Annotated in this window: 32 protein-coding genes and 2 tRNA genes; 22 read left to right on the top strand and 12 right to left on the bottom strand. The window is 45.8% G+C overall.

Annotated elements, in window-relative coordinates:
• Genes ACK3SF_RS01970 through ACK3SF_RS01945 form a run of 6 tightly spaced genes read left to right on the top strand, consistent with a single transcriptional unit; the run spans position 1 to position 4,097 of the window.
• The gene (locus ACK3SF_RS01970) at positions 1-414 is read left to right on the top strand and encodes a hypothetical protein (RefSeq protein WP_414838146.1); all 414 of its coding nucleotides are present in this window, start codon (positions 1-3) and stop codon (positions 412-414) included.
• A 1-nt stretch (position 415) separates the two neighbouring features.
• Entirely contained in the window at positions 416-769 is a 354-nt protein-coding gene (locus ACK3SF_RS01965; protein ID WP_414838145.1) for a hypothetical protein, read from the top strand.
• 38 nt (positions 770-807) lie between these two features.
• Positions 808-1,797: an ABC transporter ATP-binding protein gene (locus ACK3SF_RS01960; protein ID WP_414838144.1), complete on the top strand. Its 990-nt coding sequence runs from the start codon at positions 808-810 to the stop codon at positions 1,795-1,797.
• Positions 1,798-1,801: 4 nt separating this feature from the next.
• Complete coding sequence (locus ACK3SF_RS01955) at positions 1,802-2,590, top strand: ABC transporter permease (RefSeq protein WP_414838143.1); 789 nt, start codon at positions 1,802-1,804, stop codon at positions 2,588-2,590.
• A 3-nt stretch (positions 2,591-2,593) separates the two neighbouring features.
• A complete protein-coding gene (locus tag ACK3SF_RS01950; RefSeq protein ID WP_414838142.1) occupies positions 2,594-3,433 on the top strand; it encodes an ABC transporter permease in 840 nt (279 codons plus the stop codon).
• Positions 3,434-3,470: 37 nt separating this feature from the next.
• Positions 3,471-4,097: a hypothetical protein gene (locus ACK3SF_RS01945; protein WP_414838141.1), complete on the top strand. Its 627-nt coding sequence runs from the start codon at positions 3,471-3,473 to the stop codon at positions 4,095-4,097.
• Between the two features lie 46 nt (positions 4,098-4,143).
• On the opposite strand, the gene ACK3SF_RS01940 is transcribed toward ACK3SF_RS01945, so the two are convergent.
• Positions 4,144-4,677, bottom strand: a complete 534-nt coding sequence (locus ACK3SF_RS01940) for an inorganic diphosphatase (RefSeq protein ID WP_414838140.1) — start codon at positions 4,675-4,677, stop codon at positions 4,144-4,146.
• A gap of 119 nt (positions 4,678-4,796) precedes the next feature.
• On the opposite strand from ACK3SF_RS01940, the gene ACK3SF_RS01935 reads away from it, so the two are divergent.
• The 3 genes from ACK3SF_RS01935 to ACK3SF_RS01925 all read left to right on the top strand — a co-directional run bounded on the left by ACK3SF_RS01935 (position 4,797) and on the right by ACK3SF_RS01925 (position 5,410).
• Positions 4,797-4,952 carry a hypothetical protein gene (locus tag ACK3SF_RS01935; RefSeq protein ID WP_414838139.1) on the top strand — a complete coding sequence of 52 codons (156 nt, stop codon included), beginning with the start codon at positions 4,797-4,799 and terminating at the stop codon, positions 4,950-4,952.
• A 97-nt stretch (positions 4,953-5,049) separates the two neighbouring features.
• Positions 5,050-5,124 (top strand) — tRNA-Val (locus ACK3SF_RS01930).
• Between the two features lie 130 nt (positions 5,125-5,254).
• Positions 5,255-5,410 (top strand) — tRNA-Met (locus ACK3SF_RS01925).
• A 164-nt stretch (positions 5,411-5,574) separates the two neighbouring features.
• Here the strand turns inward: ACK3SF_RS01925 and ACK3SF_RS01920 are convergent.
• The 5 genes from ACK3SF_RS01920 to ACK3SF_RS01900 all read right to left on the bottom strand — a co-directional run bounded on the left by ACK3SF_RS01920 (position 5,575) and on the right by ACK3SF_RS01900 (position 8,854).
• A complete protein-coding gene (locus ACK3SF_RS01920; protein WP_414838138.1) occupies positions 5,575-5,964 on the bottom strand; it encodes a hypothetical protein in 390 nt (129 codons plus the stop codon).
• A 219-nt stretch (positions 5,965-6,183) separates the two neighbouring features.
• Positions 6,184-6,363, bottom strand: coding sequence for a hypothetical protein (locus ACK3SF_RS01915; protein ID WP_414838137.1), 180 nt, complete (start codon positions 6,361-6,363; stop codon positions 6,184-6,186).
• A 116-nt stretch (positions 6,364-6,479) separates the two neighbouring features.
• A complete protein-coding gene (locus tag ACK3SF_RS01910) occupies positions 6,480-8,153 on the bottom strand; it encodes a glutamate--tRNA ligase (RefSeq protein ID WP_414838136.1) in 1,674 nt (557 codons plus the stop codon).
• A gap of 55 nt (positions 8,154-8,208) precedes the next feature.
• Positions 8,209-8,448, bottom strand: coding sequence for a glutaredoxin family protein (locus ACK3SF_RS01905; RefSeq protein ID WP_414838135.1), 240 nt, complete (start codon positions 8,446-8,448; stop codon positions 8,209-8,211).
• Between the two features lie 76 nt (positions 8,449-8,524).
• Positions 8,525-8,854: a helix-turn-helix domain-containing protein gene (locus tag ACK3SF_RS01900; protein ID WP_414838134.1), complete on the bottom strand. Its 330-nt coding sequence runs from the start codon at positions 8,852-8,854 to the stop codon at positions 8,525-8,527.
• Positions 8,855-8,932: 78 nt separating this feature from the next.
• Here ACK3SF_RS01900 and ACK3SF_RS01895 point away from each other — a divergent pair, with 78 nt between their 5' ends.
• The 5 genes from ACK3SF_RS01895 to ACK3SF_RS01875 all read left to right on the top strand — a co-directional run bounded on the left by ACK3SF_RS01895 (position 8,933) and on the right by ACK3SF_RS01875 (position 12,907).
• Positions 8,933-10,000 carry an efflux RND transporter permease subunit gene (locus ACK3SF_RS01895; protein ID WP_414838133.1) on the top strand — a complete coding sequence of 356 codons (1,068 nt, stop codon included), beginning with the start codon at positions 8,933-8,935 and terminating at the stop codon, positions 9,998-10,000.
• Complete coding sequence (locus ACK3SF_RS01890; protein WP_414838132.1) at positions 9,969-11,078, top strand: MMPL family transporter; 1,110 nt, start codon at positions 9,969-9,971, stop codon at positions 11,076-11,078. Before ACK3SF_RS01895 ends, ACK3SF_RS01890 begins: the two co-directional genes overlap by 32 nt.
• A gap of 10 nt (positions 11,079-11,088) precedes the next feature.
• Positions 11,089-12,387, top strand: coding sequence for a COG1361 S-layer family protein (locus tag ACK3SF_RS01885; protein ID WP_414838131.1), 1,299 nt, complete (start codon positions 11,089-11,091; stop codon positions 12,385-12,387).
• Entirely contained in the window at positions 12,384-12,569 is a 186-nt protein-coding gene (locus ACK3SF_RS01880) for a DUF2892 domain-containing protein (RefSeq protein WP_414838130.1), read from the top strand. Before ACK3SF_RS01885 ends, ACK3SF_RS01880 begins: the two co-directional genes overlap by 4 nt.
• Before the next feature lie 83 nt (positions 12,570-12,652).
• Positions 12,653-12,907: an amphi-Trp domain-containing protein gene (locus ACK3SF_RS01875; protein WP_414838129.1), complete on the top strand. Its 255-nt coding sequence runs from the start codon at positions 12,653-12,655 to the stop codon at positions 12,905-12,907.
• 77 nt (positions 12,908-12,984) lie between these two features.
• Here the strand turns inward: ACK3SF_RS01875 and ACK3SF_RS01870 are convergent, their stop codons facing one another.
• Positions 12,985-13,209 (bottom strand): DUF2892 domain-containing protein, encoded by a 225-nt coding sequence (locus ACK3SF_RS01870; protein ID WP_414838128.1) that lies wholly within the window; start codon positions 13,207-13,209, stop codon positions 12,985-12,987.
• Positions 13,210-13,254: 45 nt separating this feature from the next.
• Positions 13,255-13,629 carry a winged helix-turn-helix transcriptional regulator gene (locus ACK3SF_RS01865; RefSeq protein WP_414838127.1) on the bottom strand — a complete coding sequence of 125 codons (375 nt, stop codon included), beginning with the start codon at positions 13,627-13,629 and terminating at the stop codon, positions 13,255-13,257.
• Between the two features lie 152 nt (positions 13,630-13,781).
• On the opposite strand from ACK3SF_RS01865, the gene ACK3SF_RS01860 reads away from it, so the two are divergent.
• The 3 genes from ACK3SF_RS01860 to ACK3SF_RS01850 are packed head-to-tail and all read left to right on the top strand — an operon-like array spanning position 13,782 to position 15,555.
• Positions 13,782-14,600, top strand: a complete 819-nt coding sequence (locus ACK3SF_RS01860; protein ID WP_414838126.1) for a DsbA family protein — start codon at positions 13,782-13,784, stop codon at positions 14,598-14,600.
• Between the two features lie 6 nt (positions 14,601-14,606).
• Positions 14,607-15,137 (top strand): hypothetical protein, encoded by a 531-nt coding sequence (locus tag ACK3SF_RS01855; protein ID WP_414838125.1) that lies wholly within the window; start codon positions 14,607-14,609, stop codon positions 15,135-15,137.
• 16 nt (positions 15,138-15,153) lie between these two features.
• Positions 15,154-15,555 (top strand): hypothetical protein, encoded by a 402-nt coding sequence (locus tag ACK3SF_RS01850; protein WP_414838124.1) that lies wholly within the window; start codon positions 15,154-15,156, stop codon positions 15,553-15,555.
• Between the two features lie 17 nt (positions 15,556-15,572).
• On the opposite strand, the gene ACK3SF_RS01845 is transcribed toward ACK3SF_RS01850, so the two are convergent.
• Positions 15,573-16,115, bottom strand: coding sequence for a mechanosensitive ion channel family protein (locus ACK3SF_RS01845; RefSeq protein WP_414838123.1), 543 nt, complete (start codon positions 16,113-16,115; stop codon positions 15,573-15,575).
• 35 nt (positions 16,116-16,150) lie between these two features.
• On the opposite strand from ACK3SF_RS01845, the gene ACK3SF_RS01840 reads away from it, so the two are divergent.
• Complete coding sequence (locus ACK3SF_RS01840) at positions 16,151-16,330, top strand: hypothetical protein (RefSeq protein ID WP_414838122.1); 180 nt, start codon at positions 16,151-16,153, stop codon at positions 16,328-16,330.
• 152 nt (positions 16,331-16,482) lie between these two features.
• Here ACK3SF_RS01840 and ACK3SF_RS01835 read toward each other — a convergent pair whose 3' ends face one another.
• Positions 16,483-17,904 carry a cryptochrome/photolyase family protein gene (locus ACK3SF_RS01835; protein ID WP_414838121.1) on the bottom strand — a complete coding sequence of 474 codons (1,422 nt, stop codon included), beginning with the start codon at positions 17,902-17,904 and terminating at the stop codon, positions 16,483-16,485.
• Positions 17,905-17,996: 92 nt separating this feature from the next.
• On the opposite strand from ACK3SF_RS01835, the gene ACK3SF_RS01830 reads away from it, so the two are divergent.
• The 4 genes from ACK3SF_RS01830 to ACK3SF_RS01815 are packed head-to-tail and all read left to right on the top strand — an operon-like array spanning position 17,997 to position 20,638.
• Positions 17,997-18,863: a hypothetical protein gene (locus ACK3SF_RS01830; RefSeq protein ID WP_414838120.1), complete on the top strand. Its 867-nt coding sequence runs from the start codon at positions 17,997-17,999 to the stop codon at positions 18,861-18,863.
• A 7-nt stretch (positions 18,864-18,870) separates the two neighbouring features.
• Positions 18,871-19,281 carry a hypothetical protein gene (locus ACK3SF_RS01825; protein ID WP_414838119.1) on the top strand — a complete coding sequence of 137 codons (411 nt, stop codon included), beginning with the start codon at positions 18,871-18,873 and terminating at the stop codon, positions 19,279-19,281.
• 31 nt (positions 19,282-19,312) lie between these two features.
• Complete coding sequence (locus ACK3SF_RS01820) at positions 19,313-20,035, top strand: endonuclease III domain-containing protein (RefSeq protein WP_414838118.1); 723 nt, start codon at positions 19,313-19,315, stop codon at positions 20,033-20,035.
• On the top strand, positions 20,036-20,638 hold the full coding sequence (locus ACK3SF_RS01815) for a nitroreductase family protein (RefSeq protein ID WP_414838117.1): 603 nt from the start codon (positions 20,036-20,038) through the stop codon (positions 20,636-20,638).
• On the opposite strand, the gene ACK3SF_RS01810 is transcribed toward ACK3SF_RS01815, so the two are convergent.
• Positions 20,635-21,006, bottom strand: a complete 372-nt coding sequence (locus ACK3SF_RS01810) for a hypothetical protein (RefSeq protein ID WP_414838116.1) — start codon at positions 21,004-21,006, stop codon at positions 20,635-20,637. The genes ACK3SF_RS01815 and ACK3SF_RS01810 overlap by 4 nt on opposite strands.
• 57 nt (positions 21,007-21,063) lie before the next feature.
• Complete coding sequence (locus ACK3SF_RS01805; RefSeq protein WP_414838115.1) at positions 21,064-21,786, bottom strand: hypothetical protein; 723 nt, start codon at positions 21,784-21,786, stop codon at positions 21,064-21,066.
• Positions 21,787-21,906 lie beyond the last annotated feature (120 nt).

Genomic DNA, 21,906 nt, shown 5'->3' with positions numbered 1-21,906 from the left:
TTGAGAGAAACTGTTGCCTTTGAACTGGAGGATATAGGTAATCCTGTAGCATTCTATCATGTTCAGGCTTATCTGGATGAGATAGCGTATGACAGCAGGCCTCTGGATGAGGATGATTTCGATTCCGATATGCGTGAAGTGCCTGAAAAGGTTCTTGAAGCAGATTTACTGAACTCTGCAAGGAGTTACATAATCAACTACAGCCATGTAGGAGTAGGGCCTGACACCAGATCAGAAGTTGTGGAGTTCTATGATATCGGTGATGAAGTAGTTGTCTCTGGTGAAGGGCGATACCTGGAGGATGCCAGAGAGATACTGGACTCAGAAAATCCTGGCTCACGGAAAACAAAGAAGCTTTTACACCATAAAATCGATCAAGGCCTGAAAGGAGTAGCCAACAGATTAGGAGGATAGAATGGGATTGCTTGAAGATCTGGCGCAGCACAGGACAAGTTTTGAGGCCTCTGAAGTCAGGGATGAGAACTGGAGCGCTCTCGGAGATTTCTACGATGAGATCGCCAGGGACGTGACAGGGGAGGTAGAGGACGAGTTTTACTCGGCTATATCCCGTTACGGCGAGGATGTCTTCGCAGCCAGAGATGAAGGTTCTGTAGAGGTCGCAGGTTACTCGGATCTTGTCAGACATTCCGCTAATATACTTGTATCGGAGGATCCAGATCTCGGGTACGATATTGCGGCAACACAGTACGATCTGGAGAAGAAGAACGGTGTCCGTGTTGTTTCTGCTATCGATGCGTTGCTTCCCTGATGGTATTTGTTTTAAAAATAACTGACTTTCTCTAATGTATGGCTCTCATAAAAGCAGAAGACTTACAGAAGACCTTCAAAATTTACAATCAGGGCGAAGGCATCAAAGGATACCTGAAAAGCTTTGTATCCCGTGATTACCGGGAGGTACACGCCGTAGAGGACTTGAATCTTGAAATAGATGAAGGTGAGATAATCGGTTATATCGGAGCTAACGGCGCAGGAAAATCTACTACAGTGAAGATGTTGACAGGGATTCTGGAGCCTTCCGGCGGAAATATAGAGGTCGACGGCCGGAATCCTAACAGGCAGCGGAAAAAGAACGCGATGAACATCGGAGTTGTATTCGGCCAGAAGACTCAGCTGTGGTGGGATCTGCCCGTAAAGGAGTCTTTCAGATTGCTGAAAGAAATTTACGAAGTCTCTGACGAGGCCTACGATCAAAGGATTGAAGAGTTCGATGAAGTCTTACAGCTTTCAGAGTTCTGGGATCAGCCTGTCAGAAAGCTTTCACTGGGACAGAAAATGAGATGTGAACTAGCAGCTTCTTTCCTCCATCATCCAAAGATCGTGTATCTTGATGAGCCTACTATAGGCCTTGATGTTGCTGTAAAAGAGCGTATCAGAGAGTTCATCAAGAGGATGAACAGGGAAGAGGATATCACGGTGATGCTGACAACGCATGATATCGATGATATAGAAGATCTCTGTGAACGCATAATTGTACTTGATGAAGGTAAGAAGATTTACGACGGTGAATTGGATTCTCTTGTGAACCGTTTCACCTCCAGAAGGCTTGTGATGGATACACGGAGCACAGAGTCTATAGATCTTGATCTTGAGGGAATAAACGAGATTGAGCAGGAAGATGGACATATAGAGATCGTATTTGACAGAGAAATCATATCCGCCAGTGATTTGATGCGCGAAGTGCTTGAGCGATACGATGTACTGGATTTCCAGATCAAGGAGCCTGATATTGAATCTGTAGTGAAGAAAATCTACAATGAAGGCCTAGAGGAAGAATGAACGGATGAATCTGAAAAAGTATTATGCAGTGGCCAGGAACGCATTCAAGCAGGCGACAGCCTACAGGCTTGATGCAGTTACGACACTGCTTTCCTCAGTAGTCTTCCTGACATTATACTACGCTGTCTGGAGTGCGATAGACGCTTCCGGAAACATTCAGGGAGGCCTCCAGCAAGTTATGACCTATCTGGTGGCAGGTCAGATCGTTTCTAACGCAGCCTTTCTTCAGACAGAGCAATTTATCGGCTACAGGGTACGGCAAGGAACCATAGTCAATGAACTGAAGAGGCCTCTGAGCTTGATGAGCCATGTCTACTTCCATGAACTTGGATGGGTTGTATTCAATACTTTGACGAAAGCACTTCCTATAGCTGCTCTTGGAGTAATCTTCCTGAATATCCCTCTTCCAGGCCTCTTGAACAGCCTCTATTTTGCGTTGAGTACTTTCCTTGCTTTCAACCTGGTGTTCCTCCTGGCCTATGCTAACTCTATGCTGGTGTTCTGGACGAAAGTTGACTGGAGTATCAGGATGACCAGGAATACCGTCACCAATCTTTTCTCGGGAGTGCTGTTCCCTCTTTATCTGCTTCCGGCAGGCCTCTCTGATATATTCAATGTTCTGCCTTTCAGGGCGATGGCTGATGCACCGATACAGATCTTCACGGGACAGGCCTCTGGCAGCCAGGTGCTTGGAATCTTTGGACTCCAGATTTTCTGGATAGTCATAATGTTCATAGTTGCACATCTAATGTGGAGAAAAGCCAAGACGCGATTGACGGTGCAAGGTGGATAGAAAATGAGTGAATCAGATGACTACAGGGGAGAAGAATCCCGGATAAGAAGCATCAAGAAGCACTGGAGCGTCTACAAAAAGTTCTTTGCAATGTACATGAAGTCAAGGCTCATCTACAAGGCCGACTTCGTACTGGGCTTCACAAGCCAGTTAATCAGCCTGATCTTCTCAGTAGCATTCCTGACACTACTCTTCACACAGGTAGAGAACATACAGGGATGGAGCTTCAACGAGATACTTTTACTTGCAGGATTCTCAGGCCTGATACTTAACCTGCACCACATATTCTTCTTCGCGCCGTACAGACTCGGCGAAGACTACATAATCTCCGGAAGAATGGACAGATACTTCGTCAGGCCTCTCAACATGCTTTTCCAGGTGTTCGCACGTTACATCGCCGACGACAATATCTCGAAGTTCCTGGCCAACATCGCGATAATAGTTTACGCATGGAACCAGCTAGGCCTCACACTCGGACCTGTTAAAATCCTGTACGGATTAATGGCGATAATATCAGGAGTCATGGTACTCGGATCGATATTCGTAACTTTCGGCACAACAGCTTTCTGGACAGGGAGAAGCCAGGCCATCTTCTGGCTTTTCTTCCGTATCAGCGACTTCAGAAGATACCCGTACAACATCTTCTCACAGCCGATCAAGATAATTCTGATCACGATAGTGCCTATAGCATTCACAAGCTTCTTCCCGACAACATTCCTCCTCGGGATGGAACAGTGGAGGCCATGGCAGATCGCCACACTTGTCATAGGTCCTGTACTGTACTTCGGAGCATACCAGTTCTGGAAGTTCGGACTCTCAAGATACAGCAGCACAGGAAGCTAAATACATTTTTCAGTTTTACAGTCCATTAGTTTACTCAATGGAAGGAGGCCCACAGCTACAGGAGAAAAACTCAGAGGCCTCCATTATAATTTCAGATCCTTTACAGGATTTCAGTTTAACGGAACAGGACTTCTCATACTGGCGAAAGGACTGTTACGAGAACACACATCTCGTCTCAGATGAGTACATCAGAATCGTTTCTCCGGAGGAAGATTTTTCAGACGCTGTAAAACATCATGTGGCCTATGCAGTAAATCTTTCGGCGCTTCAAGATTCTGAAGTAAATGTTCCCGAGTTCGAGACAGGAGTCCGAATCCAGGAAGAAGCAATGCCTTACACTGTCATGGAGAGGCCTGAAGGAAGGCCTCTTTCAGATTTCGATGATCTTATAGATGAAGATGACTGGTGGGAGAGATTCGATGAGATGAACTCGGAAGGCAAAAGACTTTCCTCATCCAACAGGATAATCTATCCCAGGTACAGAGAAAATGAAGATGTTATAGTCGATATTGATAACGAAGAGCTTGTCTACGTAAATCCCGGAACTTACGTAGAATCAGCTTTCTACACCCAGTTCTCAAGAAGTAACGTTGTTCCATCAGATAGAAACGAACTTGGAAACTGGCTGAGTGAAAGCTTCTGGACAGCACAACTGGAAAATTAGAAAAAGAGAAAAAATTATGTAGAGGCCTCTAGGCCTCTCAGAGAAGTTATTCGACTTCTTCTCTGTAAAGTTCCTGACTTCTCTCTATGGCTTCCTTGGCTTCTTCTGCGTCGCCCCAGCCTTCGATCTCGACTTCTTTCTTAGGCTCGAGGTTCTTGTATGTCTTGAAGAACTCGGAGATCTCCTTCTTCTTGTGCTCGTTGACGTCGTCCAAGTCTTCTACGTTGTTCCATCTTGGATCCTCTGTAGGGACTGCGATGATGTTGTCGTCCTGCTCTCCGCCGTCGTCCATGTAAAGGATTCCTACAGGCCTGACTTCGATAACACATCCAGGGAAAGTACTGTGTGTTGTCAAGACTAGAATATCCATAGGATCTTCGTCTTCGTAGTAGGCCTTCGGGATGAATCCGTAGTCACCAGGGTACTGGATAGAAGAGTAAAGAACTCTGTCAAGTACGACGCTTTCTTTTTCCTTATCGTATTCGTACTTGTTCTGTTCACCTGAAGGGTTTTCGATTACTGCATTGATTACGTCCGGTGCATCCGGACCTGTTTCATAGTCCTGCCACTTGTTAACCATAACTTTTTCCTCACCGCAAAATTTTTAACTCCTTTGAAAACTTACTTCTTGAGGCCTTGAGCTAGAAGATAGGCTTAAATAGCAGGGTGAGAATAAACAAGGTTAGAGGATTCCAAAAAATGGCTCCAGAATGTGAAGAATGCGGGAACGATCTCCATGTCAACAGCGTTGATAAACCGAACGTGGACTGGGTAAAAGTAGTCTGCAGCGAATGCGGCCACATCACCAACGTATCCATGATCAGGCTGATCTCGGTAAACAAAAACGCCAAATAAAAAATTCCACTCACATATCAATTTTTCTTCATTCAAACAACACTCCTCTATTCTAAAGTACAAAAAAGTATCCACCTAAAAGTTCTTTACACAGCACGGGTTCGTGGTCTAGCTTGGTTATGACACCTCCTTGACGTGGAGGAGATCCCCAGTTCAAATCTGGGCGAACCCATGGAGTGGTTACGCTCGATCCATACGGAACGAGCCATTCTCTCGAATGGCTCATAAGAAGGATATCTCAATTGGTAAAGTGCGTTCAGCCTTGCTGAATGCTCTATTGGGTTGGCGTACCGTAACACGCTGGGAAAGTAGCTCAGGGGTTAGAGCGCTGCGCTCATAACAACTTTATGAGCGATGAGGAACTTGCTGATCCAGAATAGGCAAGTTCCAATGATTAAAACAAATTTTCTGGAATGTGAGATACGCAGAGGTCCCGGGTTCGATTCCCGGCTTTCCCATCACTCATAGCAACTTACCAAATATTTCTCTTAGAGCCGATAAACCTATAGTGGCAGTCAGAGTGTTTAAATAATCTTCTGCAGTTTCTTCGTGTTCCTCTTCTTGTTTTTTCGTTTCCTCGCTCGAATTATGTATGTGCACCTCAGTCGCATCTATGCTAATATCATTTCTCATATTTGTCCTCCATGAACTCTATTATCTCACCTAGAGAACTTGCATCAAGTTCATATACCCCGGTATCTGGCTGTTTGATAAATCCTTTTGATTTCCAGTTGCTTAATGCCACTCTAGCTGAGCTTTGATTCAGACCTAGTTCTCCACAAAGATCCTTGTAGTGTTGGCTACAGCTGTCTCTCATACCGCCTTCATGAGCATATTTCAAACCTATAAAATGTATTAAAATTCTGTCCTTCTGAGAAGGATTATTCACTTCTATGTTAATATCTCCAGAATCTGTTAAAGAGAATATTTTTTTCGCGTCCTGAAGATGCTCTTCAAGGTATTTTGGATCTTCTTTCACAAGTTCATTACGTATCTTATCTTCCAGGCTCATATTAACATCTAACCATTCTAAAACAAATCTTTTAAATCTATTTAATATGACACCAATTATTACAAAATTAAACGTGGTAAATTACCGTCCTATTCTTTATCTGAAGTTTTTTATTTCAGGCAGTAAAAATTCGATCCCAAATTTTCCCTTTAACTGCCCTAACCTTTCAAACTTATTTTTGAACTTCTAAAAAAGAAGAAAAAATTGGATTTGTGGATTTCAGGCTGCAGCGACGGCTTCACTTTTATCTTCTCTAAGGCATTCTTTACAGCAGAATCCGTCAGACGATCTTACGTATTCTTTATCAGAGTAGATTCTTTCGCCGCAGACAACGCAGTTTCCAAGTCGATGCGAGATCAAGTTCAAGTTATCAGACCCCTCCCAAAGGATGATAGTCATACATATCCAGTATAAAATAGATTGATGTAACAGGCCTCAACAAAACAGGAGAAAAAAGAATTGAAAAACTTGCTGAGGCCTCCTGAAAAATTCAGAAACTTTTTCCAGGCCTTCAGCTAGTTATGCGCGTAGTAAAAGACTTTTTCCTCTTCTGAATCACATCGGACAAATCCAAATCTTTCGAACTGCACTATTTCACCTTCTTCAATACTGTTCGGCTCGATCCTGCCTTCTATATCTCTTCCATCCGGCATCTTAACAGTTGCTGTGTCCGCGTAGCTAGGTGTCCAGTGGATGAAGTCAGCGTCTTTTTCAAGTGCTACTTTGTGATCTCCTTCCCTGTACTCTGCCGAATCTCCTTCAATTTCGATGTTGCAGAGGCCTTTCAATCTGTAGAACCCGTCTTGGAAGTCGTCCTCGTCTATGAAAATTTCCAGCTCGCCGTCTTCGATTTCAAGCTCCGGACTTCTTGTTCCTCTCTCAGGATGCTCGGGATGCACCTGCATATCTGCCTCGAGATCTTCCGGGAGGCCTGCAATCTTAAGCTTCTCAGGCTGGGCGACAAAGAAGTAGCGATCCGCTTCATCGTCGACTTCACGTGTATTAGCTTTCTCAAGGCCTTCGATCGAGGCCTCGATGTCGTTTTCTGTTACTCCCATCTCTATGAAGAATTCCTGAAGTGCTTCCGGCTGGAAGCCTCTTCTCTTCAGCGCCCGGAGGGTTGGAGCTCGTGGATCGTCCCAGCCATCGAGTTCTCCCTCGTCGATCATCTTCGAGATCGTGGAGCCGGAGACCGGTGCGTCGAAGCCGGAGATCTGGACGTTACCCCAGTACATGATATCCGGGTACTCCCAGCCTAGGTAGTCGTAGATGTATTTCTGCCTCTTTGTAGACGCTCGCAGATCTTTCCCACGGACGATGTGCGTCGTACCCATGACGTGGTCTTCGATCGCTCCCTGGAAATCAAGCAGCGGCCAGACACGGTACTCGTCACCTGTAATAGGATGATCTGGCTCATCGATGATTCTGAAAGCGACGAAGTCTCTGACAGCTGGATTCTTGTGGTCCAAGTCAGTTTTTACCTTCAGAACGGCCTCTCCCTCATCCAGTTCTCCGTTCCGCATCTTGTTCCATAACTTCATGTTTCTCTCCGGGCTCTGATCCCGGTACTTGGATGCGGTTCCTTCTCTACGATGCTTCTGCATCTCCTCCTGAGAAGCCTTGGAGACATAGGCCTCACCCATTTCAATCAGTTTCTCAGCGTACTCTATGTAAGTATCAAAGTTTTTCGAAGAATATCTTACTTCATCCGGTTCGTAGCCAAGCCACTCGTAGTCCTCTCTGTACATCTCGTAGGCCTCCTTCATAGGCCTTTTAGTCACAGGATCGGTATCATCGTACCTCAAAATTAGTTTTCCATCATACTTGTCCCGTAGCTCTCCGTTTATCGTCATACCTCTCGCGTGGCCGATGTGTGGCGGGCCGTTAGGGTTCGGAGCAAATCTTACAACTACTTCCTCTTCTTCGTCAACGTCAAGATCCGGAATCGGATCGTGCTCTTCTTTCTCAGGTATATCGAATTCATAGTTTTCGAGCTCTGATTCCTGCTCCTCCAGAGATAGCTCGTTGACTTCCCTGCATACTTCCTGGGCTTTTTGCGTGACTTCGCCTTTATTTTCAAATTCTTCTTCAGCGAAAATTTTTCCTATTACTGCACCAGGGTTGCATTCGCCGCCGTGTTCAACAGCGTTCCTCAAAGCGTATTTCCGAGCTATCTCTTCTAATTCCATGAAATACTGTTTGGTAGAAAATTTCTATAAAATAAATGGGACAGAGGCCTCAGAGTCAGGCCTCTTCTATTGCTTCCTCAACTTTCTCAGGCTGGAATCCTATGATCTCTTTATCTCCTATGAATGTCTGAGGGACTCCTCTCTGGCCTGTTCTCTCTATCATCCTCTTGGCTGCATCTCTGTCGTTGCCTACATTGTATTCCTCGTAGCTGTATCCTTTTTCATCCAGCCACTCCTTGAGTTTGATACAGTAAGGACATGTCGGTGTCGCGAATACTTCGATTTGATCTGACATAGTTTGTGTAAAGAAGTTGAACTCTTAAACACTTTATGGTGTCGGATAAGTAATCCCGGCCATATTTCCCGGAGGCCTATATTTCGTCCAGTACCTGGAGTTTTTCATCCTCCCATTCGTCCATTCTTTCTCTGATCTTGTGCTTCATCTTGTCCTTGTCCGGCACCGAATAGACGTAGTAGCGGCCTCTTTTTCCCTCCTCTACTTTGCTTTCGCGTTCAACGAGGCCTGTAGTCCTGAGCTTGGAGAGATATCTCTGGACTGTGGAGCGATCCTTCCCAAGTTTTTCAGCTATCTCTGAGGCCCTTGCCTCCGCATCACACAGGAAGTAAAGTACCTCTGTTTCAGAGCTGGATAGATTGTACAGGACTTTCAGAAGTTGCTTGATCTCTGTCGGGCACTCCATGATATTTCTTTTCACGGCAAGATGTAAAACTTCTCGGATAAAACAAAATAAAAAGTTTGTGTAATAAAGTTGAACTAAATGCAACAGAGTAAATGGCTGGAGAAACTCACAGAATTCCAGGAAGATCATGCCGTAGAAGTTGTTCTGCTGTTTCTTTTCCTATCTGTTGCGATGATACCGGGGATGGCGAGAGTTGAGACTATTGTAGCTCTTGAAAACATGATGCCTTCATCTTCGACTCCTGTCGAGGGATTCAACGACCTGAGAGCTGAAGGCCTCGGGAAAGATTCCATAGCCGTGAAGATTTCCACGGGCCGTACAGAGGAAGGCGTCCAGTCAATCCACGATAACAGGACAGAGGCCTACATCGAAGATCTTTCGAATGATATCAGGTCGATACACGGAGTGACGCAGGTGATGTCTCCACTCCAGAGAGAAGGCCTCGTGGACGAAAGAAATCAGAACGCAGTCATAACGGCGTACACGTTTGTCGGAGACTCCGGAGGCGAGATGGACAGGATATTCAATGAGATACAGACAGAGGCAGGTTTCGAGAGGCCTGAAGGGGTAGAGACGGAGATCTCGGGAGTTCCTGCAGTCCAGCAGCGCCTTTCTTCCATGGTTTCCCGCGATAAAAATGTTACAACTATGATTTCGCTAGGTCTTGTTTTCCTGATAACTCTTGGGCTTTTCCAGGGAAGTTTCTCATCTGCATTGATGCCTCTGATCGTTGTAGGCCTTTCAGTAGTCTGGCTTTACGGAACGATGGGCTATCTGGGCATCCCGCTTTCTACACTGGCCGGAAGCGTTGCAGCTCTCGTTATAGGAATCGGGATCGATTACTCCGTGCATATACTGAATACTTACAGGTTCCACCGCAGAGAAAATACTATCGGAGAGGCCCTGTCTGAGGCAGTCGGTGAGACAGGTGTTGCGATCATAGCAACTTCTGTAACTACTATCAGCGCTTTTATGGCGTTTCTTTCCGGTATGATGCCTGAGATGCATCGTTTCGGCCTTATAATGTCGATAGGTATAGGCTATGCTTTGCTTTTCAGTTTCTTTTTGCTTCCGAGCGTTTTTGTCCTTGAGGAGAAAACTATGCAGAAAATCCATGAATCGATCAACTGGAGGCACGACTTCTGATGGCCCGGAGGTTAATAGCGTGATAATCGAGGAGCTTGCATCCAGACTGGTTGGATACCAAGTTGAAGATCCAAAGAAAGTTCTGATCATTATGGGTCTGCTTACAGCAGTTGTACTTCCCGGCGCTCTAAATCTTGAGGTCAAGCCGAGTACAGAGGCCATCCTGCCAGAGGACGATTCCACTGTTGAATCACTTGACACCTTGAGGGCGAAGTTCTCGGGCGATACCACGTACATCGTTTTCGAGGCCGATCGAGACATAAGAAATACTGAGCTACTGGAGGAAATGCATCGTATAGAGAACAGAGTTCAGAGATCTGAAAACGTGCATTCGACAGAGTCACCGGCCTCGATGCTGATCCAGAGATACGGACAGATACCGGATGACAGAGACAGATTAGAGGAGTTCAACTACAGGAGCACAGTGTCTGAGAACTACAGGACAGGCCTCATAGCCGTAAGATCTGATACACAGGCGAACTCAGATGAGATACGGGAACTGTACAACGACATACACACAACAGTACAGGCAGAGACAACGGAGGACTACTATCTGACAGGATACAATATGATCGATCTGGCGACTTTCCAGGTGATTATCTCAGATTTCATGACGATAACAGCTGTCTCTTTCGCGGCAGTTCTCGGCGTACTCTTCCTGGTGTTCCGTGACATCAAGAGGATGATGTATCCTATCGTACCTGTTATGTTCGGCCTTGTATGGATGCTGGGCCTCGGAGGCTACCTTGGAGCAAACCTCACGATAATTTCGATGGTGTCTGCTGCGATGATAATGGGCCTCGGCATCGATTTCGGGATCCACGTCACGAAAAAATACTTCAACACGAGAAGGGGAGCAGAAGGCCTCTCCGAGACAATGACAGAGCTTTCAAGAGGCCTCCTGGGCGGTTCAATGACTACAGGCGTCGGATTTCTTGCCTTACTCGCCGCCAATCTCACAGGTATGCACGCACTTGGAATCTTCCTGTTTACAGGGATTATATCGGCCTATATCGGCGCAGTGTTCCTGCTTCCAACCCTGATAATCATCTTCGATGGCAAAGAATCAATTGTATAAAAATGATACTATGAAACGAACAACAACACATTCAACGACGTTTAAATTCGCATTAGCTATTTCAATCCTTGCAGTTTCGATAGGTGCAGCCTCATCTGCGCCTAAACTTGACGGCGTAAGTTTTGATCCAGGCTTCATATCGGCAGGCGACAGAGTAAATATCTCTGCTAATATGCACGAGGCAGATTTCCCCGACAGAACATGGGATGAAGACAAGAAACTTGAAGTCGTGCTGAAGCCGGGGAACCGTTTAACCAGAGAGTACGTCACTATAGAGGACGATAGAGATCAGTCATTAGGCTTCCTGTATCCGAACGGCGTATGGAACCAGCGCTACCAGGTCAAAGTGGATTCAGGCGCACCTACAGGAATGTACGACTTCGAGCTACATATCCGGTATCTTGAGGACGGTGAACCTGTTGAGATTCAGACGGAAACAGGAGAGTACAACTTCACAGTTATCAGGGATTTCTCTATGCCTGTAGACAATGAAGGAGTCGATCTCTCCAGCAACGTCGTCTCGACAGAACCTTCTGTTCCAAGGCCTGGAGATGACTACGTTGAAACCCGTGTAAGATTCACGAACACTGGGAACAAGCCTTTAGAGGATATCGATATCAGGCCTTCGGCTCCTGAAGGCATACAGCCTTCTTACTCCAGCGATGAAAAATTCTACATCAACAAGCTTGTAGAGGGAGATTCAGTAGGGAAAACAGTCTCCTTTAATCTTGAGGAGGATATAGAGCCAGGTCTCCATACTGTAACTCTTTCTGGGACTTACGAGGACGAATCCGGGAACAGTTACACGGAAGACATGGATATACCGCTTAGAGTTGAGGGGAGGCCTGATCTTGAGATCGTTAACTCAGACATGGAGATGAAGGCTGGAGCGACATCAGAGCTCAGGATCGCCGTGGAAAACAACGGGGAGCAGGACGCAGAATCGGTGACAGCCCGTGTACTCGCAGAGAGAACTCAGCCATTCACGCTGGAGGATCGCTCGAACTACATAGGCGAGATAGAATCAGGTGAAACAGGCGAAGCAGTGATGACTATCTCATCTGACAGAGCTGCAGCCCTGAAGACCCACAACATCAAGTTACAGTTCCGTGCGAACGGAGACAGTGAGGAAGGCGATCATTCAGTATACACCTTCACAGAGCAGACGGAAGTGGAATTAAAAGGAAGAACACAGTCCCCACTGATCTACATCGGAGGCCTCGCAGCCTTAATCCTCATAAGCACATTCCTCTACCGTTACAGATCCGGAAAATCTGAAGGAAAAGAAGACGGAGGTGATCTCGAGTGAAGAAGAAACAGTTCGTACGCAGATTCGCAGGCCTCGTGATAACAGCAGCTTTTATGGGGGGATGGCTCATCCATGAATACTTCTACCTGATAACGCTGTTCGCAGGCCTCAATCTCTTACAGAGTTCCTTTACAGGGTTCTGCCCTCCTGAAAAATTCTACGATAGATTCCTTTCAGGATAAAAATTCTCTCTTCTTTTTCTCTTTTTTCTCAAATAAGGCCTCTGATCGAAAGAGATAAGTCTCTTGAGGGCTCTATTTGGATTATGTCACGAAAACTTCTGCGTACGGAAAGTATGATGGGAAGAGAGGAGGCAGCGGAGAAAATCCATGAACTGGCGGACAAGATCGGAGACGGCAAAGTTGAACTCAAGGCCGGAGAAGATAGTATCGAGTTAACGCCTTCTGAACGTGTAGAGTTCGAGATAGAAGTCGAAGAAGAATCAGATGGAGATATCTCGATCGAGATCGAAGTGGAGTGGGCGAAAGACAGTCAGAACGAAGGCCTGGAAATCAACTAAAAAGCTGGAAAAATCCCGAATTTCTTCTTTTTGATCGATATTTTCTCAAAAAATTGGAAAAAAGAAATTGTGGAGGCCTATTCTTTGGTATTGAGGCCTAGTGCAGAGTATAGCCCGCACTTGCTTGTGAATGCTGTTCCCAGCAGTGCGATCGCTAGGACTCCAAGGATCGGCGATGCGATCTCAGGCAACGCCAGACTGGAAGGCAGTACATCAGCCAGCGTACCAAGTGATAGTAATCCGGCTACTGCTCCAAGCACGATCCTTACAATCCTGTCCGTATCTCCTACATTTTCTTCCATAGAAAAAATTTAGGCCTCACTGCGTAAAAATATACTGTATAGCGGTCAAGTTATCCAGGCCTCTTCCTTTTCTCCCTCCCTCAGATTTTCCTGTCCCCATGAAATCATGTCTTCAACAAGCGGGATCAGGCTTTCGCCAAAATCAGTAAGCTCATAAGTTATCTTGACAGGTTTTTCTTTCTCAACTTTTCTGTCCACTACGCCCTGTTCCTCCATCCTGTCCAGGTTATTGCTCAGAGTCTTATTCGTTATATCACCTATCTCCTGTTTTATCTCGGAAAATCTTGCTGGAGTGTTGTCGTGGATGTGATAAGTGATGACCGGCACCCATTTATGACCCAGAATCTTTGAAGTAGATTTCAGTGCACACCAGTCCTCGCTTTTACACCATACCGGAATCTTATCCTCCTTTTCAGACATGTGGTATCGACCTCGAAACCATGTTTCAGAGATTACACTCAGGCCTTTAATATCGTATGGATACCTTGTATCTATATGAAATCAAATGTTCTTGAGAATTCACCTGCACTACTTTTCCAAAATCAGAGAACAGGCCTTCAAGAGGGATCTCAATGAGTGATTCTGAAGGCCTGAAGCTGGAGTTCACTGTGAAGCAGGCGGCTGTGGCTTCTCTTGTACTTGGACTTTTGATCGGAGGGCTTGGAGGCCTGGCTGCCGGAACTGCTCTAAGCACTTCTGATGCCCAGGATTCTCCTGACTCACAGAATACTAACTCCGGTGACGGTTCAGATAGTTCAGATGATTCAGGCACTGAGTTAGTGAGTCTTGACGGTATCGAGCTTGAAGGCGAGCCAAGTATGGGGGAAAGTGATGCTCCGATAAAGGTAGTGGAGTACACAGACTTTGGATGTCCTTTCTGTGCGGAATGGCAGGGCATTGATGCTTCCGGAAGGATTCCTATAGATCAGATGAATATCGGTGACTCTCTCAAAAACCAGTACGTGGATACCGGTGAAGTAGAGTTCATCATGAAGGATTATCCTGTTCCAAATCTTCATCCTAACGGGCCTGAGGCTCATAAAGTGGCGAACTGTGTCTACGAGAACGAGGAAGAAAGTTACTGGGACTTCCACGATGAAATCTTCGAGAGAAGAGACAGCTGGATGCAGGGAGGCAGTCCGGGGCCAGAAGAGACGTTCAGAGGTATTTCCGATGATCTAGGCCTTGACACCGACAAAGTTATGGAGTGTTACCAGAACTCGAACAACTCCGAGGCAGATCAGGACAAAAGCAACGCACTCAGAAATCTTGGAAGGCTGGGAACCCCTGCATTCTTCGTAGGGAACAAAGAGACAGGCTTCGTCGAGATATCAGGAGCACAGCCGATCTCAAGATTCGAACAGGCAATCAACACGATAAAAAGCCAGTGAAGACCTGTGACAGTTGAAGTAAAAATCAGTCCCAAGGCCTGGAAACAGGAATTCTTCCAGGGAATCAAAGGCGCAGTCTCCAGCAGATCCAGAGCTACAGGTACGTTGCTGGGGACAGTAATAACTTTTTCACTGGTGATCTTCTCCACAAGGCCTGTCTACTCCTTCCAGATGCTGAGTTCAGGCCTACAGCACTGGCCGATAGCATTCATCACACGTCTTTCCGGCATATTTATGGAATCAGGATACACAGGCCTCTTCCTGACTCTTGTATTCGCTTTCATGGTCGGCGTAACGATGACGAATACAGTCATCCAGTTACGTATGAACAGGATGGATCTGAGCAGTCTTGGTGCTTTACCGGGATTCTTGGCAGGTGGATGCGCATCATGCGGACTGGGAGTATTAAGCCTCCTCGGCTTCGGAGGAGTACTGGCCTCTATGCCTTTCGGAGGCAACATATTTCGTCTAGCCGGCATATCCATCCTGGCGGCGCTGATAGTCCGTAACGGGGATCCTGATACATGCAAAATATAGAAAAGAACATCTCATTATGAAAATTGAAGAAGTAAAGGGCTATGACGTGAAAAAGTCTGTAGCCGCCTCTACATTTTTCTTCACAGTTACGGGCGTAGTTACAGGCCTCATACCGACTCCTTTCTACGTCAGGATGGTACCAATCACATTTCTGGACTATACTTTCCTGTTCACGACTTCAATCCTGGCAGGGATCTACTTCGGCAAAGAAAAATGCACTGTAACTGATTCAAGGCTTTCAGCGCTAGGCGGAGTCACAGGATTCCTCGCATTCAGCTGTCCGATCTGCAATGGCTTACTGCTTGCATTCCTGTCAACATCAGCAATAATGGCATATGTCGATCCCTTGAGGCCTCTACTCGGAGTAATATCTACGCTAGTGCTTGGATACTTGATGCTGAAAAGCCAGGACGGATAAAAATAATTTCTGAAAAATTATTCTATTAACGTCCATTTCTTCTCTACATCGCTGTTGTTAATAACTCTCAAGTTACCGTCTTCAAGCCTTAAACGTGATTTTCTGAGGCCTACTTCAGTAACTTCTCCTTTGGAGCCGTCTACTTCTACAGTGTCGCCATTGTTGAAATCCGGATCTTTAGCAAGATATATCCCTGCTACTGTATCGGATAGAACATTTTTCAGGGCGAATGAGACTCCAAGCGCTACAAATCCTGCTGCTGTGCCGAGTGAAGCTGCTATACCTTCGAATCCGAGAATACTTAAGGCAACAAGTACAGCCGCGAACCATAGAAGGCCTCTAGTTATGCTTTCAAGGAGATCAAGTATTGTTTCCTCCTCAAACTTGTGTGAAAGAGCTTTGCGTACAGCTCTCCCTGCGTATCCTATCCCGAATGCTGCAACTAGAAGAAAGGCTGCTGCAGTCATTATCTGGATCGAAACGCTTGCAATCAGGGCCTGAGTCAACGCCATGTCATGTGTTTCTGCCGCCAGATTTTTAGCTGTAACGTTCGACACCACCAGAAATTTCAATCAAGAGGCCTCAGTTGATATTCATGGAAATTGACGAGTACAGAGAAGAGTTCACAAGCGGAGCAATCAGCCTCGTAATCGCAGTAGCTGTAACTTACGCAGTCTCACTTGCATATCCGTCCTCTGATCTTCAGTGGGCTTTGATAGCTGTAGCGTTCGCAAGCTTCTTCTCAGGATTCTTCTCAACACTTCAGACCGAGTAAGGCCAAAAAAGGCCTCTAATTTCTTTTTCAATCAACAGGAGTAGAACCAATCTATGATCATCCCACTACCTTTCTCAGTAAGCTGGAAAGAAGCAGCATTAATCTTCCTTGTATCACTGACACTCTGGATCATAAAAAGACGGATGGAGAAATCAGAGGCCTAAACTCTCCTTAAAGGCCTCGGCATTCTCCAAATGCTCCTCCACAGTCTCCTCACTCATCCTGTTTAGCGTGGAAGTCATGAAGCTCATCCTCTGAATATTTCCAATCTTCTCTTCATGCTTCTTGATAAAATTCCAGTAAAGGCCTGTCCAGTCATCTTCCCAGTCGCCGCCGTCGTAATGAGACATCTTGTTGATATAGTTTGAAGATGAGATATACGGCTTTGTCATCATGTTCTCCCAGCTGTACTGGCTCATGCCGTAGATATTCGGCACCATCACCCACTCATAGCTGTCGATGAACATCTCCATGAACCAGTCATACACTTCGTCAGGGTCGATCTCCAGCAACAGCATCACGTTGCCGAGAACCATCAAACGCTCGATATGATGTGCGTAAGCGTTATCCAGAGCATGTTGTATAGAATCATCGACCGGCGGAAGGCCTGTCTCAGCGTTGTAGAACTCTTCAGGAAGTTTATTGTCTGCGTTCCAGAAGTTCGCGTCTCTCATTTCTGGCTCCAGCATGTACGTTGCCCGGATGAATTCTCGCCAGCCGATGATCTGACGCAGAAATCCCTCCAGAGAGTTCATAGGATAATCCTTCTCCTCATGCTTCTCCAGAGTCTTCTCCACGACTTCTTCAGGAGTCAAGAGGCCTATGTTGATCGATGAGGAAAGCAGTGAATGAAAGCCGAACTTCAGATCCGAGTCTATAGCATCCTGATAATCCCCGAACTTTTCCAGCCGATTTTCCAGGAAATCCTCCAGATTTTCCAGGGCCTGTTCACGTGTCGTCGGCCAGAAAAAATCATCTAAATCGCCGGGATTCTCAGAAAAGTTTTTCTCCACGTATTTCTTCGCTTCCTCTACTTTATCCGAGAAAAACTTCGGGATCTCCGGTGTTTCCAGATCCTGTGGCATCTTCTTCCTGTTCTCCGGATCGAAGCTCCATTTTCCGCCTACAGGGCCTCCGCTTTCATCTATCAGTACATCGAACTTTTTTCTCATTCTCTTGTAGTAGCTGAGCTGGAAGTACTCGTGTTCTTCGAAGTATTTTTCGTTGAAACTTCTTGAGGCCATGAAACCAGGATTTTTCAGGAACTTGAGCTCGGCATCAAATTTTTCCGCCAATGTCTCAAAGTTTTCCCGTATTTCATGATCCACGGGATCGTACATCCTGATCTCGTCGTGTTCCTGGAAAATTTCCTCAAACTTTTCAGAGGCCTCGGAAAACTCGACGTACTCGGCATCGATTTCCTCGTTGTAGGCCTTCATTGAGGCCCTGTGAAGAAGTATTTTCTGTTTATGGAAGTTTTTCCCGGTGAAGTATTTCGGATGTTCTACAAGGTATCTTTTCCCTTCTTCTACGGGTTCCGGGAAGAGCTGATTGGGAAGGATTATCGAGGCCATAGAACTATCAAAGGATTCGACTGTGTTGCTTAAAGATTTTGAGGATTAGAAACGATGAATACTATAAAAATCCAGGCCTGATTTCTGGCATAATGAATCGGAATAAAGCTCTCTTGCTGGGTCTTTTGGCTTTTGTGGCAGTCTCCAGCGGCTGTATCGATGCAGAGGCCTCTCTGCGCATGGAAAAAGTTGAAGGTGCCGAACTCGGGGAGAAGGCCTCAGTGAATATATCGGATATGCATGCGGATTTCAGGAAAGTAGCTGATAATGGAAGTTTCCTGACTACAGAGAATCCTCCCAGTGATGTACTGGATCATGGCGTCCCTGTGCTGTACAAAGGCAGTCTTTACTCCCTGAATCGGACAGTTGCAGGTACAGAGGACAGGATCGGAGTAACTTACAGCGCTGAAAGAGTTCAGGACAGTCAGAGCAGCGAAGTGAATCTGACAGATGGTGAAAAAGATTTTGTGGACTCGATATTTGATCAGGCCAGTGCAGGCAGCAATATAAGCAGGATAAAGTACTACAGAACGTATACTCTACAGGAAAAAGAAGAATCTGTTCTCGCAGATAGAAATGAAACAGTTATCACAAGAGGAGACTCCAGCATACTAGTCACGAAAAACAGCGAGGAGAACACAACAACAAAAGTTTACAACTACACAGCCCGTAAAGTCGCCGAAAATCTTTCAGAATACAGCTCCGAACTCAGAGACAGATACCTGTTTGAACTGGATACTTCAAATCTCTCAGAACAGTTCCTTCAGAAGGCGATCGATGAAACATATTACGGCGACGAAACAGAGGAAATGAAGAGAGTTGTAGAGGCCCTGAAAAAGGGAAGGCCTTTCAAGAAAGAGTTCAGGACAGGCACATGGATCGTAAGCTACAGAGACAGTACTTACTGGACAGAGGCCCGGGCGCCGTCACTAGAGAGACAGATTGAAAAAATCAGGTAAGCAAGTTATGAATATGGATGCAAGAAATCTCTGGGAGAGAAGAAGCATAGAGATCACAGGATTTTCAGCTCTTATACTTGTTACAGCCATAAATCAGGTTTCACAGACGCCTATGATCTATCTTTTCACTGTGATCTCTCTGCTGGCAACAGTCTACGCCTCGAAAAAATTCAGAGAACAGTTCGATGTTAAACTTTTCTTCAAGAGAAGTGAAGGCTGGAACTGGTGGGCTGGAGCATTTTCAGGAATCCTCGCATTCATGATGAGCATGTACGCCCAGACGATAGAAACAGGCTTCCCAAGAGCTCTCGCGGAGATATCCACAATCACAGTATTCGTGACATTGATGATCACACTTTTCTACGGCTCAACACTCCAGGATATCCAGAGCGGAGAAATAGAAGTCGAAAAACCGTAGATACTTCAGAACTGGCGTATAACTCAGAGACATGGAAATCGACAACTCAGAGGAAAGAATCAGGAACATTCATCAGGACCTCCTAGATGTGTATGGAGAACAGAACTGGCATGACAACGACGACGGAGTCAGACAGCTTCTCATAACGATCCTCTCACAGAACGTAGCAGATACAAACACTGCCAGAGCCGCTGAAAACTTATTCAACGACTCCAAAGACTACAGAGAAATCGAAGAGGCCTCTATCGAAAAACTAGCAGACTCCATCAATCCAGCAGGCCTTCCAGAGACAAAAGCGAAAAGAATCCAGAGAACTTTGAAGGCCTTGAGAGATCATGGAGATTCTGAGGATTACTCTGTGGATTTCCTCGGCGAGATGGAAGACTCCGAGGCACAGGCCTGGCTTGAAGAGATCAAAGGAATAGGCCCGAAGACAGCAAGTGTTCTACTGAATTTTCACTTTGATGCCAACGTTATGCCCGTCGATACGCACGTGGAGAGGCTGGCCAAGAGATTCAGGCTGATTCCTTTCTCAGCTTCGAATGGAAAAGCGCATGAACTTCTGAATGAAGCAGTTCCTCACGAGATCAAGAACAGCTTCCATATGCTGATGATTGAGCACGGGAAGAACAACTGCACCGCCAGAAATCCTACATGCGAAAATACAAAGCTGAAAAAGTACTGCAGCTACTACGAAAAAGTTATCAAAGGCGATTTGAGTCCTGAAGAGTATCCTCCGGAGGCCTGGGAATAAATGGATCTCGAAGACGCGATGGAAAACTGGTCATCCGTCAAGAAGTTCACAGATGAAGAAGTCAAAGAGGAAACGCTGGAGAAAATTTTCGACTTGACGACAAAGGCGCCGACAGCCTTCAATTTACAGCCGTACAGATTCATCGTCCTGGATTCACAAGAGGCCAAAGAAAAGGCCGTAGATTCTGCGATACCGGTCAACAGGTGGATCCAGTACGCCGATAAAATAGTAGTTCTAGTTGGAGATGAAGAGATAGATGTCAACGCCGACGAAGTCCTCAGCCATAAACTTGAGGAGGGCAAGATCGACGAGGAAAAAGCAGAGAATCTTCGAGACATGTACGAGAGGTACAAGGCCCGCGACGAAGAATTCATGACAGGCTGGCTAACGAGAAACACGATGATCCCGGCGACGTTCTTCATGCTGGCCTGCAGAAACTTTGGGATTGGTAGCTGCCCGGTAAGAGGATTCAGCCAGCCAAAACTTTCTGAGAAACTCGACTTGAAGGATTCTGAGAGGCCTGTACTCTTGATACCGATCGGCTATCCGAAAAAGGAGGACAGGAACTGGCGTAGAGCTGGGGAAGAGATTTTTGAGGCCTAAATTTTGATTTCTTTAATTTTCTCTTCGATTATCTCTGGGATTTCTTCGGGCCTTGAGTAAGAGACTATGTTTTCCATGACGGCTTTGATCGCGGAGGAGGGATTTCCTTCTTCCCGATGGATGCACAGGATGGGAACTGATTTTTCATCCGCCCAGCCAAGCTCTATACCTGCGCCAGTGGAGGCCTCTGAAACTTCTGCTACAACTAGATCGCATTTTTCCCTGAAGAATTCTCTGGAATCGAAGAGGCCTTCATCTTCGTGAGGGAAGACGACTGAATGCTCGTCACTTATGCTGCTTTCCTTTACAGGCCTGTAAAAATCTTCTCTAAAATCCATACTCGAGGAATGGGCCAGATAGATATCCATAACAATTCTATACAGAGGCCTGAATAAAATTCCTGTCTAAATCAGAAATCCGAAAATCTACTTCATCAAGTCATTCTTCCAGTTAAAGGCCTTTTTCTTTGTCGCTCTAGCTGTTACACGAGTGTATCCGATAAATCTTGTCTTCAGCCAGTGTAGCATCAGGTATGCGACCATGTAGGCCAGTATACCTCCCTGAACACCTGAAAAATGCGTCAAATAAAATTCTGACTGAGTTATATAGCCGTAAGAGGCCAGGACTGCGAAAGTTCCTGTAAGTAAAGAAACAGCTTCATCCGCGTTGTGCAACGGAGCTGTCAAATTAAATAAGCCGTCTTTGTAAAAGGCCTCTACAAGAAAAATCAGGCCTCCAGCTCCCATAACAATCCCGATAAAAATTTCCCCGAAGATCGGATCAATGAACTTCCACGTCTGAAGCAAAGCAAGAAACAAGAAAATATTCATCATCGCCAGACTCATGTTGAAAGGATTGAACACGTTCCTCGAACTGCTCATAGAAAGGCCTACTTCCTTCAGTAAATCACTGGATTCTGTATGAGACTTCCTCCAGTCAAAAGCAATACTCCGGGCCTTTTTCTTCGTATCCATCGTCAAAACTTCTTTATCATACTTCTCCGGCAAAATATCACTGGACAAACTCAAGGCCCACTTCTTATCCTCATCCTTATCCGCACGAAGCCTGAAATCATATCCGCCCTCATGAAGCCAGACAATACTCTCGCCATCCTCAGACTCCTTCCGCCAATTATTCGCCCTTCCCATCTACAAGAACATCTCCCTAGAGGCCTCTATCAAGAATCTTCGATACAAGGATTTTTCCGGACTGGAATAACTCACAAAATTGATTAGAGGCCCAGAAAGTTTAATCAGTAACTCCTTTTC

This window comes from Candidatus Nanosalina sp. VS9-1, from assembly GCF_047555085.1.
GTDB lineage: Archaea > Nanohalarchaeota > Nanosalinia > Nanosalinales > Nanosalinaceae > Nanosalina.
This window is presented reverse-complemented; position numbering and strand designations above follow the sequence as displayed.